At 68.4% G+C, this 18,243-nt stretch carries 17 protein-coding genes; 13 read left to right on the top strand and 4 right to left on the bottom strand.

Going from position 1 to position 18,243, the window contains the following annotated elements:
• Nucleotides 1–105: 105 nt before the first annotated feature.
• Nucleotides 106–714: a sigma-70 family RNA polymerase sigma factor gene (locus ACEN2M_RS14745; RefSeq protein ID WP_441648935.1), complete on the top strand. Its 609-nt coding sequence runs from the start codon at nt 106–108 to the stop codon at nt 712–714.
• Complete coding sequence (locus ACEN2M_RS14750) at nt 711–953, top strand: zf-HC2 domain-containing protein (RefSeq protein WP_441648895.1); 243 nt, start codon at nt 711–713, stop codon at nt 951–953. The genes ACEN2M_RS14745 and ACEN2M_RS14750 overlap by 4 nt, the downstream gene beginning before the upstream one ends.
• 13 nt (nt 954–966) lie before the next feature.
• Here the strand turns inward: ACEN2M_RS14750 and ACEN2M_RS14755 are convergent, their stop codons facing one another.
• Nucleotides 967–1,296 carry a hypothetical protein gene (locus tag ACEN2M_RS14755; protein ID WP_441648896.1) on the bottom strand — a complete coding sequence of 110 codons (330 nt, stop codon included), beginning with the start codon at nt 1,294–1,296 and terminating at the stop codon, nt 967–969.
• Between the two features lie 159 nt (nt 1,297–1,455).
• On the opposite strand from ACEN2M_RS14755, the gene ACEN2M_RS14760 reads away from it, so the two are divergent.
• From ACEN2M_RS14760 to ACEN2M_RS14770, 3 genes are all read left to right on the top strand, one after another.
• Complete coding sequence (locus tag ACEN2M_RS14760) at nt 1,456–1,911, top strand: Asp23/Gls24 family envelope stress response protein (RefSeq protein ID WP_441648897.1); 456 nt, start codon at nt 1,456–1,458, stop codon at nt 1,909–1,911.
• A 120-nt stretch (nt 1,912–2,031) separates the two neighbouring features.
• Nucleotides 2,032–2,295 carry a GlsB/YeaQ/YmgE family stress response membrane protein gene (locus tag ACEN2M_RS14765; RefSeq protein WP_088455336.1) on the top strand — a complete coding sequence of 88 codons (264 nt, stop codon included), beginning with the start codon at nt 2,032–2,034 and terminating at the stop codon, nt 2,293–2,295.
• A gap of 143 nt (nt 2,296–2,438) precedes the next feature.
• Nucleotides 2,439–4,661, top strand: a complete 2,223-nt coding sequence (locus ACEN2M_RS14770) for an MMPL family transporter (protein ID WP_441648936.1) — start codon at nt 2,439–2,441, stop codon at nt 4,659–4,661.
• A 229-nt stretch (nt 4,662–4,890) separates the two neighbouring features.
• On the opposite strand, the gene ACEN2M_RS14775 is transcribed toward ACEN2M_RS14770, so the two are convergent.
• Nucleotides 4,891–8,697: a multifunctional oxoglutarate decarboxylase/oxoglutarate dehydrogenase thiamine pyrophosphate-binding subunit/dihydrolipoyllysine-residue succinyltransferase subunit gene (locus tag ACEN2M_RS14775; protein ID WP_441648898.1), complete on the bottom strand. Its 3,807-nt coding sequence runs from the start codon at nt 8,695–8,697 to the stop codon at nt 4,891–4,893.
• Nucleotides 8,698–8,832: 135 nt separating this feature from the next.
• Between ACEN2M_RS14775 and ACEN2M_RS14780 the strand changes: the two genes are divergently transcribed.
• From ACEN2M_RS14780 to ACEN2M_RS14790, 3 genes are all read left to right on the top strand, one after another.
• Nucleotides 8,833–10,272 carry a GuaB1 family IMP dehydrogenase-related protein gene (locus ACEN2M_RS14780; RefSeq protein WP_441648899.1) on the top strand — a complete coding sequence of 480 codons (1,440 nt, stop codon included), beginning with the start codon at nt 8,833–8,835 and terminating at the stop codon, nt 10,270–10,272.
• A gap of 132 nt (nt 10,273–10,404) precedes the next feature.
• A complete protein-coding gene (locus ACEN2M_RS14785) occupies nt 10,405–11,775 on the top strand; it encodes a hemolysin family protein (RefSeq protein ID WP_441648937.1) in 1,371 nt (456 codons plus the stop codon).
• Entirely contained in the window at nt 11,772–12,830 is a 1,059-nt protein-coding gene (locus ACEN2M_RS14790) for a hemolysin family protein (RefSeq protein ID WP_441648900.1), read from the top strand. The genes ACEN2M_RS14785 and ACEN2M_RS14790 overlap by 4 nt, the downstream gene beginning before the upstream one ends.
• Nucleotides 12,831–12,836: 6 nt before the next feature.
• Here ACEN2M_RS14790 and ACEN2M_RS14795 read toward each other — a convergent pair whose 3' ends face one another.
• Nucleotides 12,837–13,679, bottom strand: a complete 843-nt coding sequence (locus tag ACEN2M_RS14795) for a Cof-type HAD-IIB family hydrolase (protein WP_441648901.1) — start codon at nt 13,677–13,679, stop codon at nt 12,837–12,839.
• A gap of 115 nt (nt 13,680–13,794) precedes the next feature.
• Between ACEN2M_RS14795 and ACEN2M_RS14800 the strand changes: the two genes are divergently transcribed.
• Entirely contained in the window at nt 13,795–14,172 is a 378-nt protein-coding gene (locus tag ACEN2M_RS14800) for a VOC family protein (protein WP_441648902.1), read from the top strand.
• 33 nt (nt 14,173–14,205) lie between these two features.
• On the opposite strand, the gene ACEN2M_RS14805 is transcribed toward ACEN2M_RS14800, so the two are convergent.
• A complete protein-coding gene (locus tag ACEN2M_RS14805) occupies nt 14,206–15,342 on the bottom strand; it encodes an NADH:flavin oxidoreductase/NADH oxidase (protein ID WP_441648903.1) in 1,137 nt (378 codons plus the stop codon).
• A 22-nt stretch (nt 15,343–15,364) separates the two neighbouring features.
• Between ACEN2M_RS14805 and ACEN2M_RS14810 the strand changes: the two genes are divergently transcribed.
• From ACEN2M_RS14810 to ACEN2M_RS14825, 4 genes are all read left to right on the top strand, one after another.
• Nucleotides 15,365–16,207, top strand: a complete 843-nt coding sequence (locus ACEN2M_RS14810; protein WP_441648904.1) for an ADP-dependent NAD(P)H-hydrate dehydratase — start codon at nt 15,365–15,367, stop codon at nt 16,205–16,207.
• Nucleotides 16,208–16,281: 74 nt separating this feature from the next.
• Nucleotides 16,282–17,574, top strand: coding sequence for a glycosyltransferase 87 family protein (locus ACEN2M_RS14815; RefSeq protein ID WP_441648905.1), 1,293 nt, complete (start codon nt 16,282–16,284; stop codon nt 17,572–17,574).
• Nucleotides 17,575–17,576: 2 nt separating this feature from the next.
• The gene (locus tag ACEN2M_RS14820) at nt 17,577–17,882 is read left to right on the top strand and encodes a thiamine-binding protein (protein ID WP_441648906.1); all 306 of its coding nucleotides are present in this window, start codon (nt 17,577–17,579) and stop codon (nt 17,880–17,882) included.
• Nucleotides 17,883–17,895: 13 nt separating this feature from the next.
• Nucleotides 17,896–18,234, top strand: coding sequence for a hypothetical protein (locus ACEN2M_RS14825; RefSeq protein WP_441648907.1), 339 nt, complete (start codon nt 17,896–17,898; stop codon nt 18,232–18,234).
• Nucleotides 18,235–18,243 lie beyond the last annotated feature (9 nt).

Genomic DNA, 18,243 nt, shown 5'->3' on the forward strand with positions numbered 1-18,243 from the left:
CCGATTCACAGCATCGTACACAGGAGGTCACGGGTGCCAGCATCCATGCTCATGGAACGCACGCTCGCGGCGCCCCGCGATGTCAACGGCTTAGAATTGCCCGTGATGACAACAGATACGACTGACATGCGGGACCTGTTCGAAGCACAGGCCATGCCGTTCATCGACCAGCTGTACGCAGCGGCGATGCGCATGACGCGAAACCCGTCCGACGCGCAGGACCTGGTTCAGGAGACCTTCGTCAAGGCGTTCGCGTCGTTCAAGCAGTTCGAGCAGGGCACCAACCTCAAGGCGTGGCTCTACCGGATCCTGACCAACACCTTCATCAACACCTATCGCAAGAAGCAGCGCGAGCCCTACCAGGGCACCATCGACGACCTCGAGGACTGGCAGCTGGGCGGTGCGGAGTCGACGACGGCGACGTCGAGCCGCTCCGCCGAGGCCGAAGCGATCGACCACCTGCCGGACAGCGCCGTCAAGGACGCCCTCCAATCGATCCCGGAGGACTTCCGCCTGGCGGTGTACTTCGCCGACGTCGAAGGCTTCTCCTACCAGGAGATCGCCGAAATCATGAAAACACCTATCGGAACGGTGATGAGCCGCCTGCACCGCGGCCGCCGCCTACTACGCGAACTGCTGGCCGGCTACGCCCTCGAGCGCGGCCTCGGCCAGGGCGTACCGAGCAAGAAGAAATCCGGGAGCACAGGAAAATGACCGATTGCGGTTGCGAGAAGGCCAAGGCCGAACTCGAAGAGTATCTGCACAACGAACTCCGCAAGGAGGACGCCATCGACATTCGTGAGCACCTCGAGCACTGCCCGGACTGCCGGAGTGAGCACCACGTGGGGCGCACCCTCACCGACGTGATGCAGCGGGCCTGCAAGGAGACCGCACCAGAGGATCTGCGCGACCAGGTGCTGCTGCGGCTGCGCGCCATCCAGTCAGCCCACTAGCCGGGAACCGGCACTAGCCGATTCGCGCCACCTTCACTTCGATCGACGTCACGGCAGGGTCGCCGGACGCGACGAAGTACTCCTCGATGGTGTCGTAGACCCTGCGGCAGACCTCCGTCGCCGCGTCCACGTCCGAGATCCCGATGGCGACGGATGCCGTGAGGCCCTCGTCGGTCTCGGTGAGGGTGACCAGCTCCGGGCTCGTCGGCTTCGCCGTGAGCGCCCCGACCACCTGTTTGACGACGGTGGTCAGAATGGGCGTCGCCGGGTACAGCTCGTCGACGCCGGGAACCTGCTCGACGACGGCGGCCAGTTCCACGGTGGGCTTCGTGGTGGTGCTCATGGCGTCTCCAGTCTCGGGAACGGGTGGGACCAGATCAGTGTAGAGCGTCAGCGACGAAAAACTTTCCTGCGAATTGCGTGACGAATCAGCGGTTGGTCGCGTCGTAACTAAGACGATGCAGATTCTGCCCTCATCGAGGTCGACCAAGGAGCCCCACTGATGTCCAGCAATACCCCCGAGCTGCCGAACGCGGCGACCACCCTGCCGGCGAACGCCGGCGAGGTCACCGACGGTGCCGGCGAGCGGGTGGGCGAGGGCGTCACGACCATCAAGGATGGCGTGATCGCCAAGGTCACCGGCCTCGCCGTGCGGGAGATCCCCGGCGTGCACACTCTGGGCACCATGCCGACCCGGGCGCTCGGCGCCATCCTGGACGCCATCGGCAACGCCGAGGTCAATCCCGGGATCTCCGTGACGATGGGTGACAACGACGTCGCCGTCGACATCACCCTCGTCGCCGGTTACCCGGTGCCCCTGACGGCCCTGGCCGATCAGATCCGCGGCGCCGTCACCGGCGCCATCGAAGGCCTGGTGGGAATCGCCGTGTCAACGGTGAACGTGACCATCACAGATATTTACGTGGCCGAGGAGCCCGACGACAACGACGTCGCCTAGGCTTCCGGCCGCGTAATCAAGCCGGCTCGTCAGAGCCCGGTCGGACGAGCACAGCACGTCCGAAACACCAGCAGTACCCAACACCAGCAGTAGCTAACACCAACAGAAATGAGACACTCCATGGGGTTTTTCGGATTCCTTCTTCTCGGCCTCCTTGCCGGCGCCATCGCCAAGCTGATCCTTCCGGGCAACCAGGGCGGCGGATGGTTCATCACCCTTCTGCTCGGCGTTGTCGGCGCACTGCTCGGCGGATTCCTCGGTAGCGCGCTGTTCGGCGCCCCGCTCGAGGACTTCTTCTCCATCCAGACGTGGCTCCTGGCCATCGGCGGATCCATCATCGTTCTGCTCATCTACGGCTTCGCCGTAGGCCGTCGCAAGGCGTAACGGCAGCCCGGGCTTCCCGGATCGACGGCGGCACATCCCAGCTCTGCTGGGTGTGCCGCCGTTTTCGTGTCTCTGCCGGCGTGGATCTTCAAACTTTCGGACGACGCCGACCCGTGCCGCGCGGGCATATCCTCGCAGGTGTGATGAAGACAACTGCCCCCGCACCACCACCCGCTCCTGCACGCCGGACCCGACGGTCCGGGCCGGGCAGCCGGGTTCCCCTGTGGCTGCGCATCCTGATCCCGACGGCTCTGATCCTGGTCTGGTTCGTCATGTTCGGGGCGGGTGGGGCTTCCTTCGGCCGGATCAGTGACGTGTCCACCAACGACCAGGTGCAGCAACTCCCCGCCAGCGCTGACGCGACCAAGGTGCAGGCCCTGCAGGCCGAATTCCGCGGTGACGACGTGCTGCCCGGCGTGCTCGTCTACGAGCGCAGCGGCGGCCTCACCGAGGCCGACCAGACCGCGATCAGCGCTCAGGTCACCGAGCTCGCGCAGCTGGACGGTGTCGTCACCGAGAGTGTGTCGCCGGCCATCTTCTCCGACGACGGCGAGGCGGCCGAGGCCATCCTCACGCTGGACACCCAGATCAAACCCGCAGATACCGTCGAGGAGATCCGCGCGTACCTCGCCGACAACCCGATCGACGGCGTAGACACCTATGTGACCGGACCGGCCGGGCTGATCGCCGACCTCACCGGCGCGTTCGCCGGCATCGACGGCATCCTGCTGCTCACCGCCCTCGCTGCCGTGCTGGTGATCCTGGTGATCGTCTACAGGTCGCCGCTGCTTCCCCTCCTCGTGCTGTTCACCAGCCTCGCGGCGCTCTGCGCCTCCGTGCTGGTGGTGGTCGCGTTGGCCAGCGCCGACGTGCTGATCCTGACCGGACAGACCCAGGGCATCCTGTTCATCCTGGTGATCGGTGCGGCCACAGACTATTCGCTGCTCTACGTCGCCAGGTTCCGGGAGGCGCTGCGTGACAACGAGAAGAAGTGGGATGCGACCCTGGTGGCCCTGCGCGGCTCGTTCGAGCCGATCCTCGCCGCCGGCGGCACCGTGATCGTGGGCCTGCTCTGCCTGTTGTTCAGCGACCTCAACTCGAACAAGGCGCTGGGCCCCGTCGCGGCCATCGGCATCGGCTTCGCGCTCCTCGCCGCGCTGACCCTGCTGCCGGCGCTGATGCTGTGGGCCGGCCGCGCCGCGTTCTGGCCGGTACGTCCCAAGCTCGGCTCCGCCCACCCCGGACTGGACGGCGCGAACGCCACTGGCGTTTGGCCGTGGCTGGCCCGGCTGGTGAGCCGGCGGGCCCGGCTCATCTGGATCGCCTGCACTGTGTTGCTGGCGATTGCCTCGATCGGGGCGTTCCAGTTCAAGGCGGACGGCGTCTCGCAGAGTGAATTCGTGCTCGGCAGCTCCGAGGCCAGGGACGGCCAGGCCGTGGTCGGGGAGCATTTCCCCGGCGGCTCCGGCACCCCGGCCGTCGTGGTCGGGCCGGAGGCCGAACTGCAGGCGATGACCGACGTGCTGCTGGCCAACGACGGGGTCGATTCCGTCACGGTGCTCTCCGAGGATTCCGTCAGCGGGTCGCTGCCGGTGACGGCGGACGGCGTGCAGGCGTTCGGCCCTCCCGGCACGCCGGTGGGCGAGGCGACCGTGATCGACGGCGACGTCATGCTGCAGGCCACGCTCACCGACGTGGGCGACTCCGCACCCGCCGAGGCCACAGTGCGGGAGCTCCGGGTGGCCCTGGACGACGTGGCGGGGACGGTGCTGGTCGGCGGCACGACGGCGATCGCCGTCGACACGACCGACACCGCCATCCACGACCGCAACCTGATCATCCCGATCATCCTCGGGGTCATCCTGGTGATCCTGATGCTCCTGCTGCGGTCCATCCTGGCCCCGGTGCTGCTGATCGCCACCGTGGTGCTGTCCTTCGCCGCGGCGCTGGGCGTGTCCTCCTGGGTGTTCGACGGCGTGCTCGGTTTCCCTGGCGCCGACCCCGTGGTGCCGTTGTACGGCTTCGTCTTCCTGGTGGCGCTCGGCATCGACTACAACATCTTCCTGATGACCAGGGTGCGGGAGGAATCGATCCGGTTCGGTACCCGCACCGGGATCCTGCGCGGACTCGTCGCGACCGGCGGCGTGATCACCTCGGCCGGTCTGGTGCTGGCGGCGACGTTCGCCGCCCTCGGGGTGCTGCCGATCCTGTTCCTGGCGCAGCTCGCGTTCATCGTGGCCTTCGGGGTGCTGCTGGACACCTTCGTGGTGCGGTCGCTGCTGGTACCGGCGTTGGCTCACGACATCGGGGCGAAGATCTGGTGGCCGAGCAAGCTGGCCACCGCCGAACCCCGCGAGCGCCTCTGACCGATTTCATGACTGGCCCGTTTTTGCTAGTCGGGGAGCCTCCCCACTAGCAAAAACGGGCCAGTCACGGGCGGGCTCGACCGCGCCCAGCATGAGTGGCCCAGTTTTGCTAGTCGGGGAGCCTCCCGCACTAGCGAATGTGGGCCAGTCATCGGTGCACAGCGGATTGAGAGAGCACAGAAGGGCCGCACCCCGGCGGGGGTGCGGCCCTTCTTCGTGCGGATTCTGCCTAGAGGGTGAGCGCGTTCTTGATCAGCTCGGATTGCTCGGCGGCGTGCCGCTTGGCCGAGCCGGCGGCGGGGGAGGCCGACGATGCCCGCGAGAACAGGCGGATCGGCCGGGTGCCGAGCTTGTTCGTCTGCAGGTAGAAGAACGGCCAGGCGCCCTGGTTCTCCGGCTCGTCCTGCACCCAGGCGAGTTCGGCGTTCGGGTACTGCTCGGCGACCTGCTTCAGCTCGGCGCCGGGCAGCGGGTAGAACTGCTCCAGGCGCACCAGGGCGATCTCGGGGTTCGGGTTCTTCTCGAGGTCGGCCAACAGGTCGTAGTAGAGCTTGCCGGCCATGAACAGCACCCGCTTCACCTGCGACTTGTCCAACTCGCGGGGATCGTCGAGGACGGGTTCGAACTTGCCCGAGGTGAAGTCCGCGACCGGGCTGGTGGCGCCGCGGAGCCGCAGCATCGACTTCGGGGTGAAGACGATCAGCGGGCGGCGCGGCCGCATGTAGGCCTGGCGGCGCAACAGGTGGAAGTACGACGCGGGCGTCGACGGCCGTGCGACGGTCATGTTGTTCTCGGCGCACATCTGCAGGTAGCGCTCGATCCGGGCCGACGAGTGGTCGGGACCCTGGCCCTCGTAGCCGTGCGGGAGCAGCAGCACGACGCTGGAGCGCTGGCCCCACTTCTGCTCGGCCGAAGAGATGAACTCGTCGATGATGGTCTGGGCGCCGTTCGCGAAGTCACCGAACTGGGCCTCCCAGAGCACGAGGGCGTCGGCCCGCTCCACCGAGTAGCCGTATTCGAAGCCCATGGCCGCGTATTCGCTGAGCAGGGTGTCGTAGATCCAGAAGCGCGCCTGGTTCTCGCTGAGGTTGGCCAGCGGCAGCCACTCCTGGCCGTTGACCCTGTCGTGCAGCACGGCGTGGCGCTGCACGAAGGTGCCGCGGCGGGCATCCTGGCCGGCGAACCGCACCGGGGTGCCCTCGAGCAGCACCGATCCGAGCGCGAGCAGTTCGCCGAAGCTCCAGTCGATGTTGCCGTTACGGCTCATGTCCAGGCGCTTCTGCAACAGCTGCTGCAGCTTGTTGTGCACGGTGAACCCGGCCGGCTTGTTGTTGAAGGTGTCACCGATCAGGTGCACGACGCTCTCGGCGACCCCGGTGGTCTCGGGTTCGCCGACGGCGTCGTCCGGCACGCCGGAGCCCGACAGGCCCCGGTTGGCGGCCGCGGCGGCCTCGGCGCCGGTGATGATCGGGATCGACGAGGTCTGGGCGGCGTGCGTTTCCAGGAACGCCCGTTCCAGGCGGTCCTGGAAGTCGGCGTGTGCCGCCTCGAACTCGGCCTGGGTGATGTCGCCACGTCCGACCAGCGCCTCGGTGTAGAGCTTCCGGACGCTGCGCTTGGCCTCGATCAGGTTGTACATCAGCGGCTGCGTCATGGAGGGGTCATCGCCCTCGTTGTGGCCGCGCCTGCGGTAGCAGACCAGGTCGATGACGACGTCGCGCTTGAATTCCTGCCGGTAGGCGAACGCCAGTTCGGCGACCCGCACGACGGCTTCGGGGTCGTCGCCGTTCACGTGGAAGATCGGCGCCTGAATGGTCTTGGCCACGTCGGTGGAGTACACCGAGGTGCGGCCCTCGCCGGGAGGCGTGGTGAAGCCGACCTGGTTGTTGACGACCAGGTGGATGGTGCCGCCGGTGCGGTAGCCGCGCAGCTGGGACATCTGCAGGGTCTCCAGCACCACGCCCTGGCCGGCCATGGCCGCGTCGCCGTGCACCAGCACGGGCAGGGTCGAGAAGGTGCCGATGGGCTTGCGGTCCTGCTTGGCGCGCACGATGCCCTCGAGCACGCCGTCGACGGCCTCGAGGTGGGACGGGTTGGCGGCCAGGTACACGGCCACCTCCTCGCCGTTCCCGCCGCGGAAGGTGCCCTCGGTGCCGAGGTGGTACTTCACGTCGCCTGAGCCCTGCACGCTGCGGGGATCCTGGGTGCCCTCGAACTCGCGGAAGATCTGGCCGTAGGTCTTGCCGGCGATGTTGGTGAGCACGTTCAACCGGCCGCGGTGGGCCATGCCGATGCAGACCTCGTCGAGGCCGGCCTCTGCCGAGCCCTGCAGGATCTGGTCGAGCAGGGCGATGGTGGACTCGCCGCCCTCGAGGCTGAACCGCTTCTGGCCGACGTACTTGGTCTGCAGGAAGGTCTCGAACGCCTCCGCCTCGTTGAGCTTGCCGAGGATGCGCATCTGCTCGTCGTGGGTGGGCTTGACGTAGGTCTTCTCCATCTTCTCCTGCACCCACTTGCGCTGGGCCGGGTCCTGGATGTGCATGTACTCGATGCCCGTGGTGCGGCAGTAAGAGTCGCGGAGCACGCCCAGGATGTCGCGCAGCAGCATCGTGCGCTTGGTGCCGAAGCCGCCGGTGATGAACTCGCGGTCCAGGTCCCAGAAGGTGAGGCCGTGGCTGGCGATGTCGAGGTCGGGGTGGGTGCGTTGCTGGTATTCCAGCGGGTCGATGTCGGCCATCAGGTGGCCGCGCACCCGGTAGGCGTTGATCAGTTCCTGCACCCGCGCGGTCTTGTCCACGGCGCTGGCCAGGTCGACGCTGATGTCCGGCGCCCAGTGGATGGGGTCGTACGGGATGCGCATCGCCGCGAAGATGTCTTCGTAGAAGTTGTGCTGGCCGATGAGCAGCTCGTGCACGATCTTGAGGAACTCGCCCGAGCCTGCGCCCTGGATGACCCGGTGGTCGTAGGTGCTGGTGAGGGTGATGGTCTTGGAGATCGCCAGGCTGGTGAGGGTCTTGACGCTCGCGCCCATGAACTCGGCCGGGTAGTCCAGCGCGCCGGCGCCGATGATGCAGCCCTGGCCCTTCATCAGCCGCGGCACCGAGTGCACGGTGCCGATGCCGCCGGGGTTGGTGAGCGAGACCGTGGCGCCCGAGAAGTCATCGGCGGTGAGCTTGCCCTTGCGGGCGCGGCCGACGAGGTCTTCGTAGGAGGTGAGGTATTCGCCGAAGGTCATGGTGTCGGCCCGCTTGATGGCCGGGACCATCAGCGACCGGGTGCCGTCGGGCTTGGGCAGGTCGATCGCGATGCCCAGTCCCACGTGCGCGGGGGCGATCACGGAGGGCTTGCCCTCGAGCTCGTCGTAGTAGACGTTCTGGCTGGGGAACATCTTGAGCGCCCGGATCAGCGCCCAGCCGATCAGGTGGGTGAAGGACACCTTGCCGCCGCGAGCACGCTTCATGTGATTGTTGATCACGATGCGGTTGTCGATGAGCAGCTTCGCCGGGATGGTGCGCACGCTCGTGGCGGTGGGCACGGTGAGGCTGGTGGCCATGTTGGCCGCGAGGCTCTTGGCCATGCCGCGCAGCGGGGTGACGACATCCTGCGGGGGAGTGGGCGCGGTGGCGCCGAGCACGGGCTGCGGGTTGGTGATCGGGGCATCGGCGGGTACCGGCTCCGGCTTGGGTGCGATCGACGTGGTGCGGGCCGTGCGCGGACCACCGAGAACGGGGATCGGCGCCGTGATCGGATGCGCTTCGGCTGTCGGCGTCGCCGGCTCCTCAGCCAGCGGCGGCACCTCGGCGGCGGCGGGGGCGTCACTCGCCGCGGCGCCCTCGGAGGCCGGCGCGGTTCCCGCCGGCTGCTCGGACGCTGTCGCGCTCTGGTGGTAGCTGTCCAGGATCGGCCACCAGGACTGATCCACCGAGTTCTTGTCGATGAGGTAACGTTCGTAAAATTCGTCTACGAGCCATTCGTTGGCTCCGAATTCAGCAGAGGCCGTTTCTTCGGACCCACCGCCGGTCAACTGGTTCGACACAGCTGATCGCCCACTCTCTTCGTTGATTCTGATTGTCCATGGCGATCACAACCGCCGGGTCAGTGTGTTGATATCAAGACTAATCCCATCGAGGTGCTGCACCGGTACGGCTTTGCGGGGACTAGCGTTAAAAACATGCAGTTCTATGGAGCGGTACCCCGCCACGACTTGACCTATTCCGACGTCTTCCTGGTGCCCAGCCAGTCGGCCATCAACAGCCGGCTCGACGTGTCACTCGCTCCGGGAGACGGCACAGCGGCCACGATCCCGATCGTGTCGGCCAACATGAACTCGGTGACCGGACCCCGCCTGGCGGCGTCGCTCGCCCGGCGCGGCGGTCTCGGTGTGCTGCCACAGGACATGCACCTGCAAGACCTGGATGCCGCCATCCGCTGGGTGAAGTCGCAGCCCGTGCAGTTCGACACCCCGTTCGTGTTCGGCCCTGACGCCACCGTGGCCGACGCGCTGCGTCAAGTTCCGCCGGTCACCGGTCAGGGCCTGGTCATCCACGACGGCGACGAGACCTACCTGGGCTGCATCGACGCGGCCAGGCTCGCGTCGGCGTTGCCGGATGCCCGCCTCGGCGATCTGCTGCACGGCCCGCTGGCCTCGCTCGACGCCGAAGACATCGACACCCCCCGCAGCGCGTTCGACGTGATGACCGCCGCGGACCTCGACTTCGCGCCGGTGCTGCGGCGCGGCAAGCTGATCGGCACGCTCAGCCGCAAGAGCGCCCTGCGCTCCACCCTCTACCAGCCGGCCGTCGACAGGTCGGGCCGGCTTCTGGTCGCCGCCGCCGTCGGCATCAACGGTGACGTCGCCGCCAAGGCCCGCGCGCTGGCCGCCGCCGGGGTCGACGTGCTCGTGCTCGACACCGCGCACGGCCACCAGGACGGCATGCTCCGGGCCCTGCGCACAGTCTCCGCCCTGAAGCTGGGCATCCCCATCGTGGCGGGCAACGTGGTCACCGCCGACGCCGTGGAGCACCTCGTCGGCGCCGGCGCGAACATCATCAAGGTGGGTGTGGGACCCGGCGCGATGTGCACCACCCGCATGATGACGGCCGTCGGCCGCCCGCAGTTCTCCGCCGTGCTCGAAACCGCCGAGGCCGCCGGCAAGCTCGGCGCGCACGTCTGGGCGGACGGCGGCGTGCGCTACCCGCGCGACGTGGCGCTCGCGCTCGCCGCCGGCGCCGCCTCGGTGATGATCGGCTCCTGGTTCGCCGGCACCATCGAAGCGCCGGGCACCCTGGACACCGACGCATCCGGAGCCCTTTACAAGGAGAGCTGGGGGATGGCGTCGACCAAGGCCGTGCAGCAGCGTTTCGACAGGCTCGACGCCTACGAGCTGGCCCGCAAGACCCTGTTCGCCGAGGGCATCTCCAGCTCCAAGATCTACCTGGACCCGCTGCGCCCCTCGCTCGAAGACCTGCTCGACATGATCACCTCGGGGGTGCGCAGCTCGTTCACCTATGCCGGAGCGGCCAGCGTCGCCGAATTCCACGACCGGGCCAAGGTCGGAATCCAGTCGGCGGCCGGGTACGAAGAGGGCAAGGCGCTGGTGGTTTCCTGGTGACTCACACGTGAATTCGCCCAGGTACTGCCGGTATAGTTGACCCTCTAATGGACGACCCCCCTTCTGCGAATTCACCCGACCATAAACCCTCGCCAGTGACCAGCGGCGGTGCTGCCCGTGTATGAGTGGATCATGCTCGGGGTCGGCCTGATTCTGACCCTGGGCACTGGCCTGTTCGTGGCCAGCGAATTCGCGCTGGTCAACCTGGACCGTTCCGATCTCGAGGCGCGCCGGGACCGCGGGGAGACCCGCCTGGCGATGACCATCGCCGCGCTGAAGATCACCTCCACGCACCTCTCCAGCGCCCAGCTCGGCATCACCCTCACGACCCTGCTCACCGGGTACGCGCTGGAGCCGGCGATCAGTTCATTGCTCGCGGGCCCGCTGGCCCTCATCGGCGTGCCCGCCGCTGTGGTTCCCGTGGTGGGTTCGACCGTCGCCATCGTGCTGGCCACCCTGATCTCGATGATCATCGGTGAGCTCGTGCCCAAGAACTTCGCGTTGGCGCTGCCGATCCAGACCGCCAAGTTCGTCATCCCGTTCCAGACCGTGTTCACCACGGTGTTCAAGCCAGCGGTGACGGTGCTGAACGAAAGCGCCAACGGCCTCCTCCGCGCCGTCGGCATCGAGCCCAAGGAAGAGATCTCCGGGGCCCGCACCGCCGAGGAACTCTCTTCGCTGGTGCGCCGGTCGGCCAGCGCCGGCCTGCTCGAGGCCGACACGGCCACCCTGCTGCATCGCACCCTGCTGTTCTCCGGGCACACCGCATCCGACGTCATGACGCCGCGCCCCCGGGTCGCCAGCATTCAGCGCACCGCCAGCGCCCAGGCGGTCATCGACCTCACCCGCCAGACCGGGTACTCGCGGTTCCCCGTCATCGACGAAGACGCCGACGACGTCGTCGGCATCGTGCACGTCAAGCAGGCCGTGGCCGTGCCCAGGCAGCGACGCTCGGCGGTGCCGGTGTCTGCCCTGCAGTCGGAGGCGCTCCGGGTGCCGGAGACCATGAAACTCGACGGCCTGCTCGGCGAGCTGCGCGGTCGCGGTTTCCAGATGGCCGTCGTGGTCGACGAATACGGCGGAACGGCCGGTGTCGTCACCCTCGAGGACCTCGTCGAGGAACTCGTCGGCGAGGTCGCCGACGAGCACGACCGCACCAGGGCCGGCATCGTGCGGTCCCCGGGCTCCCTCACCTTCCCCGGCATGCTGCGACCGGACGAGCTCGCCGAGCGCGCCGGCCTGAGCGTGCCGGACGACGGGCCATACGAAACCGTCGCCGGATACGTGATGAGCGAACTCGGACGGCTACCCGTGGTCGGCGACATCGTGCGCATCGGCACCGGCGAGCTGCGGGTGGAACGGCTCGACGGGCGCCGCATCGACCGCCTGCGTTACACCCCGGACCCCCTCCCGCCCGGCCAGCCGGCCACCGGCGCCGTGCGCACCATCCAGAAGGCAGCAGTGAACTCCTCAGCCCATGACTCCAAGGAGGGCCGTCGATGAACGACTGGGCCGGGATCGGCTGGCTGTTCGTGCTCCTGCTCGGCAACGCGTTCTTCGTCGCCGCCGAGTTCGCCGTGATCTCAGCGCGCCGCTCGCAGATCGAACCCCTCGCGGAGGCCGGCAAGCGCAGCGCCAAGACCGCGCTGTGGGCCATGGAGCACGCCACCCTGATGCTGGCGACCTCCCAGCTGGGCATCACGGTGTGTTCGCTGCTGATCCTGAACGTGTCGGAGCCGGCGATCCACCACCTGCTCGAGATCCCGTTGGAACTCACCGGGCTGCCCGAGGAGGCCATCGGCACGATCGCCTTCATCATCGCCCTGCTGATCGTGTCGTACCTGCACGTGGTGTTCGGTGAGATGGTGCCCAAGAACCTGTCGTTCTCGATCCCCGACCAGGCCGTGCTGATCCTGGCCCCGCCGCTGGTGTTCTTCGGACGCCTGGTCAAGCCCGTGATCGTGGCCCTGAACTCCACAGCGAACGGCGTGCTCCGCCTGTTCGGTGTGGCGCCCAAACACGAGGCGACGAGCACATTCACGCTCGACGAGGTCGCCACCATCGTCACCCAGTCCACCAGGGAGGGTGTGCTCACCGACGACTCCGGCGCGCTCACGGCTGCCTTCGAATTCACCACCCGCAAGGCGAGGGACATCGCGGTGCCGCTGGACCAGCTGGTCAGCCTGCCCGAAGCGGCCACGCCGGCCGACGTGGAGAAGGCCGTCACCAGGCACGGCTTCTCGCGGTACGTGCTCGACAACGACGGCGGTGAACCCGTCGGCTACATCCACCTCAAGGATGTGCTCGGACTGAACGTGGACCCGGTCGACACCGGGAGCAACGGGTACCGGGACCCGATCCCGGCCAAACTGATCCGCCAGCTGGTGTCGATCTTCGAGGACACCGACCTCGAGGATGCGCTCGCCACCATGCGCCGCTCCGGCGCGCACCTGGCCCGCACGTTCACCGCGACGGGCGACGCCACCGGCGTACTGTTCCTCGAGGACATCATCGAGGAACTGGTCGGTGAGGTGCAGGACGCCACGAGGCGCCTCTAGGCGAATCTAGGCGGCGGCCGGTGCGAGCGCCGGGAGGGCGGCGAGGATGCTGGTGATGACGCCCTCGTCGAGGTTCGACGGCGCCAGGTGCCTGGCGCGTTCCCGGATGCTCGGGTGGGCGTTCGCGACGGCGTAGGAGTGCCCGGCGGCGTCGAGCATCTCGGCGTCGTTCAGGTAGTCGCCGAAGGCCATCGTCTGCTCCCGGCTGATGCCGAGGTGGCGTTGCAGGTGCAGCAACGCCTTTCCCTTGTTGACCCCCGGCCGCATGATGTCGACCCAGTTGTCGCCGGAGATGACGACGTCGGCGGGAAGCCCCAGTGCGATCACGGCGGGCCCGGTCCGGGTCTCGGCCCGGCCCCGGTCGAAGATCGCCAGTTTGAGCACGTCGTCGCCCGCGGCGGCCACCGTGACATCGTCGACGACGGTCAGGGCCGCGTAGTAGGGGCGCACCTGGGCGACGAATTCCTCGTCGGCCCGCTCGATGTAGGCGGAGCCGGCCCCGCACACCACGATGCCCAGGTCGGCCCCGGCCGCGATGCTGCTCCGCACCCAGTCCACCACGGGGGCGATGATCGAGCCCACGACGGGTTCCATGGCGATGCTGACACCGTCCTGCACGATGTTGGTGCCGTTCTCAGCGATGTAGACCAGGCCGTCGCGGTCACCGAACACGGCCTCGAGGGTCTGGTACTGGCGCCCGCTGGCGGGGGAGAATAGGATCCCGGCCGCCAGGATGTTCTCCAGCAACGGCCAGAACCGCTCGGGCACCTGCCCGTCGGCGTCGAGCAGGGTGCCGTCCATGTCGCTGGCGATGAGGCGGATGTCGGCTGATTGTGTCGGGTGGGTCATCCCTTCAGGGTAGCCGCCGCGCCTGCCCACCCCCTCCGGGCGGCCGGTGCCCCTCGCTGGCCTGGGCCGCCCGGCGTACCCTGTTCGGCAGAAAAGGAAGGAAATGGGGTGTCTCATGTTGAGTCAATTGGAAGCCGCCGCGGTACTGCCGGCCCGGGACCTCAACCGGGCCAAGGCGTTCTACAGGGACAAGCTGGGCCTGGAGCCGGCCGAGGAGCGCGACGGCGAGTTGCGTTACCGCACACCGTCGGGCGCCGCGGTGTTGATGTATGAAACCGAGAACGCGGGAACGGCCAAGAACACCGCCCTGCTCTGGGCGACCCCCGACGTTCAGGCCGAGGTCGACCGGCTGCGGGGAGCGGGGGTCGTGTTCGAGGAATACGACCTGCCCGGGTTGAAGACCGAGAACGGTATCGCCACCACCGGCGGGGAACGTGCCGCCTGGTTCAAGGACTCGGAGGGGAACATCCTCTGCGTCGCGCAGGACGGCTGACCCGGTCGTGACCGGCACCTGGCCGGAGGGCGGTTACGCGTCCGGCCAGGGGGCCCGCAGGTACTGGCCCGGCCAGTAGTCCAGCGGTACGCCCAGCTCGGCGGCGGCCCGGAGGGCGAAATGCGGGTCGCGCAGGAACTCCCGGCCGAGCATGACCGCGTCCGCGGCGCCGGAGGCGACGATGTCATTGGCCTGCTCGGCCGTCGTGATGAGTCCGACCGCGTTCACCGGCACGTCGGCGTGGTCTTTGACGAACTGCGCCAACGGAACCTGGTAGCCGGGCGCGAGGGGGATGTGCACGCCGGTGACATTGCCGCCGGAGGACACGTCGAAGAAGTCTGCTCCGGCCGCCGCGGCCCAACCGGCGACGACAGCCGTCTCCTCGATCGTCCAACCGTCGACGGCGTAGTCGGTGCCGGAGAACCGCACCAGCAGTGGCACGCCCTCGCCCACCTCGGCGCGCACCGCCTCGACGACGCGCAACAGCAGGCGGGCCCGGTTCTCGAGCGACCCGCCGAACTCATCGGTGCGTAGGTTGCTCAGCGGCGAGAGGAACTGGTGCAGCAGGTAGCCGTGTGCGGCGTGCAGCTCGAGCACGTCGAAGCCGGCGCGCACAGCGCGTGCGGCAGCCGTGGCGAAGTCGGCGATGACGGTCTCGATCCCGGCCAGGTCGAGGGCGACCGGTTCGGCGTACCCAGGGAACGCGATCGCGGACGGAGCGAGCGTGGGCCAGCCGCCCTGGTCGGCGGGCACAGTGCCACGCTCGGCGGCGCCCCAGGCCGGCCAGGTCGACGCCTTACGGCCGGCGTGGGCGAGCTGGATGCCCGCGGTGGCGCCCTGCCCGTGCAGGTAGTCGACGATGCGCATCCAGGCTGCCGCCTGCACGTCGTTCCAGATGCCGGTGTCCCGGTCGGTGATGCGCCCCTCCGGGCTCACGGCGGTGGCCTCGGTGATGATCAGCCCGGCCCCGCCGGCAGCCATCGAGCCCAGGTGCACGAGGTGCCAGTCGGTGGGCACCCCGTTCCGCTCCATGACGGAGTACTGGCACATCGGCGCGACCCAGAGCCGGTTGCGAATGCGCACTCCGCGCAGGCTGATCGGGTCGAAGAGGGAAACCGGGGTGGCGGCGTCGGTGGCGAGGAAGGACGGGGCGGCGGAGATATCGGACACCGAAACAACCTATCGTGAGTGCATGGCGAAACCACGACGATGGCTCGAATGGGAGGCCGCGCAGGCGCGCGACTGGATCGCGGTTCCGCAGGCGGCCGACGACAAGTACAGTCGCGGTGTGCTCGGGATGCGCACGGGTTCCACCGAGTACCCGGGTGCCGCGGTGCTCGGCGTCGAGGCCGCGAGCCGCACCGGGGTGGGCATGCTGCGCTACCTCGGCCCCAGGCGGGTGGGCGCCCTGGTCATGCAGCGCCGGCCCGAGATCGTGACGGTCGACGGCCGGGTGCAGGCCTGGCTGCTCGGCTCCGGCATGGCAGCGGGCAGCCGCAGCGCCGAGACGACCAAACAACTGCAGAAGGCGCTGCGGCAGGGCCTGCCCACCGTGCTGGACGCCGGTGCGCTCGACCTGGTCGGCACCGGTACCGGGCCCAGACTGATCACCCCGCACTACCGGGAACTGGCCGGGCTGCTCGGCCTTTCGGGGGAGACCGTCACCGTCGACCAGATCGCCGGCGACCCGGGGGAGTGGGCGATCAGGGCGGCCGGCCTGCTCGACGTCACCGTGCTGCTGAAGGGCAGCGTGACCCACCTGGCCTCTCCGTCCGGTATCCGGTTGACGGTGTCCGGAGCCCCCACCTGGCTGGCGACGGCAGGCTCCGGCGACGTGCTCGCCGGCATCCTCGGTGCCCTGCTGGCCACGAATTCCGCCCGCATCCAGGCGGATGCCGACGCCCTCGCCGCGCTCGCCGCCACGGCGGCGTTCCTGCACGGCGCGGCGGCCCACCGGGCTTCCGGCGGCGGACCTCTGGTGGCGCTCGACGTGGCCCTGGCGGTACCGGCGACGATCGCTGACCTGCTCGGCTGAGCCACCCAACTCTGACCGACCCCCTGGGCTGACCCGATCCGGGGGAATCCGGCACAGGTGTGTCACAGTGGAGCGTGCCCGAATCCCAGCCCGCAGCCCCGAGCGTGTTGCCGGCTTTCCTGCGCCGCCCCGTCGCGCTGTGGTGCGGCTTCGCTCTCGTGCACGCTGTGCTCATCGCCCTCAACCTCAGCGGTGTCGGCTGGCCGCTCGGCGACGTGGAGAGGGTGTACCTGGGCTGGGCGGAGGGCACCACCTCCGGCGCCGTCAGGCTGGGCATCGACACTGATTTCGTCTACCCGATCCTGGCGCTCGCCCCGATCCTCGCGTCCCTCGTCTTCGGCGCCCCGCTCTACGCGCTCACCTGGCTGGGCCTGGTCACCGTGCTCAATGCTGCCGCCTTCGCCGTGCTGCTCGGCCGCCGGCCCGGCCGGGCGGCCTGCCTGGCCGCCTGGTGGTGGCTGGTGTTCCTGCTGCTGCTCGGCCCCGTCGCCCTGGCCCGGATCGACGCGGTGACAGCGGCGGTGGCGATCACCGGATTGCTGGTGCTGCGCACCCGGCCGTTCTGGGGGGCCGTGCTCCTGAGCATCGCCACCTGGATCAAGGTCTGGCCGGTCGCGGCGATCATCGCGCTGATGGTGGCGTCGAAGCGGCGGTGGCAGGTGCTCGCCGTCTTCGCCGGCACCTCCGCGCTGATCATCGGCGCGGCCCTCGTGGCCGGCAGCGGACTGACCATCCTCAGCTTCGTCACCGAGCAGACCAACCGGGGCATCCAGATCGAGTCGCCGGTGGCGTCGTGGTGGTTGGTGCAGTCGGCCCTGGGCATCCCGGGCGCTGTGGTCTACTACGACCAGCAGATCCTGACCTACCAGGTGATCGGGCCCGGCACCGACCTGGCCGGAGCGCTGCTGACCCCGCTGCTGGCCGTGTGCGTGGGCCTGGTGTTGCTGATCGGCTGGCGCGCCCAGCGGGCCGGGGCCGCCGCGGCGGCCCTCTTCCCGCCGCTGCTGCTCGCCCTGGTGCTCACCCTGATCGCGGCCAACAAGGTGGGGTCACCGCAGTTCATGACCTGGCTGGCCGGTCCGCTGATCCTCGGCCTGGTCGCGTCGCCGCGGGCCTGGCGGGCCCCCGCGCTCGTCGCGCTTGCGATGGCGGCACTCACCCAGGTGGTCTACCCGTATTTCTACAACTACCTGCTGGCCACCGAGCCGGCCCTGGTGCTGGTACTGACGGCTCGGAACGTGCTGGAGCTGGTGCTGCTGGGCTGGATGGTCGGCCGCATCTGGCGGCTCTGCAGCACCACCGGTGAGGCAGTCGTCCCCGCCGGCAACCCAGGTGCCGCGTGGCACCGCTCGATCATCAAGGAGTAATCATGCTTGTCGCATTCTCTGTCGCCCCCTCCGGCGGCCCGACCGATTCGGTGCACGACGCTGTCGCCGCCGCCGTGAAGGTGGTCCGCGAGTCCGGCCTGCCCAACCGGACGACAAGCATGTTCACCGAGATCGAAGGCTCGTGGGACGACGTCTTCGATGTCGTGAAACGAGCAACCGAGGCTGTGGCGCCGTTCGGCTCACGGATCTCGCTCGTGATCAAAGCCGACATCCGGCCCGGCTACGAGGGCGAACTCGACGCTAAGATTCACCGACTCGAGCAGGCGCTCGAGGAATCTGACGACTAGATCGGACCACCGGATGACATCCCCCAGCAGCCAGGAAATCGTTCATAAGATTCCGGTCTGGGAGGTCATCGTCGTCGTGTTGGGCAACATCGTCTTGTCCTTCGCCGCGATTCTTGCCGGCTTCCTCGGCAGCTTCCTCGGCTATGGGGCGCTGGAATCGACCCTGCCAGGTCCCGTTCTCGGGTTCTTGCTGTCCCTGGCGACCTTCGGTCCGATTGGCATCGTGCTCGGGTCTGTCCTGTGGGGGTTCTTCCGGCTGATGAACGGGAAGTCCGCATGGTGGATGGCCGGGCTGGGAATCGCCGCGCTGATTGTGAATTTCTACGGAACCGCATTCGCGATCGGCTCGTGACGGATAGCG

It is taken from the genome of Cryobacterium sp. W22_MBD10_FK3 (assembly GCF_052113745.1).
Classification (GTDB): Bacteria; Actinomycetota; Actinomycetes; order Actinomycetales; family Microbacteriaceae; genus Cryobacterium.

Coding starts and splice junctions, on each gene's coding strand:
- ACEN2M_RS14760 (WP_441648897.1), top strand. CDS start 1,456: ATGTCCAGCAATACCCCCGAGCTGCCGAACGCGGCGACCACCCTGCCG.
- ACEN2M_RS14790 (WP_441648900.1), top strand. CDS start 11,772: ATGAACGACTGGGCCGGGATCGGCTGGCTGTTCGTGCTCCTGCTCGGC.
- ACEN2M_RS14755 (WP_441648896.1), bottom strand. CDS start 1,296: ATGAGCACCACCACGAAGCCCACCGTGGAACTGGCCGCCGTCGTCGAG.
- ACEN2M_RS14795 (WP_441648901.1), bottom strand. CDS start 13,679: ATGACCCACCCGACACAATCAGCCGACATCCGCCTCATCGCCAGCGAC.
- ACEN2M_RS14765 (WP_088455336.1), top strand. CDS start 2,032: ATGGGGTTTTTCGGATTCCTTCTTCTCGGCCTCCTTGCCGGCGCCATC.
- ACEN2M_RS14820 (WP_441648906.1), top strand. CDS start 17,577: ATGCTTGTCGCATTCTCTGTCGCCCCCTCCGGCGGCCCGACCGATTCG.
- ACEN2M_RS14810 (WP_441648904.1), top strand. CDS start 15,365: ATGGCGAAACCACGACGATGGCTCGAATGGGAGGCCGCGCAGGCGCGC.
- ACEN2M_RS14770 (WP_441648936.1), top strand. CDS start 2,439: ATGAAGACAACTGCCCCCGCACCACCACCCGCTCCTGCACGCCGGACC.
- ACEN2M_RS14750 (WP_441648895.1), top strand. CDS start 711: ATGACCGATTGCGGTTGCGAGAAGGCCAAGGCCGAACTCGAAGAGTAT.
- ACEN2M_RS14800 (WP_441648902.1), top strand. CDS start 13,795: ATGTTGAGTCAATTGGAAGCCGCCGCGGTACTGCCGGCCCGGGACCTC.
- ACEN2M_RS14825 (WP_441648907.1), top strand. CDS start 17,896: ATGACATCCCCCAGCAGCCAGGAAATCGTTCATAAGATTCCGGTCTGG.
- ACEN2M_RS14745 (WP_441648935.1), top strand. CDS start 106: ATGACAACAGATACGACTGACATGCGGGACCTGTTCGAAGCACAGGCC.
- ACEN2M_RS14780 (WP_441648899.1), top strand. CDS start 8,833: ATGCAGTTCTATGGAGCGGTACCCCGCCACGACTTGACCTATTCCGAC.
- ACEN2M_RS14785 (WP_441648937.1), top strand. CDS start 10,405: ATGCTCGGGGTCGGCCTGATTCTGACCCTGGGCACTGGCCTGTTCGTG.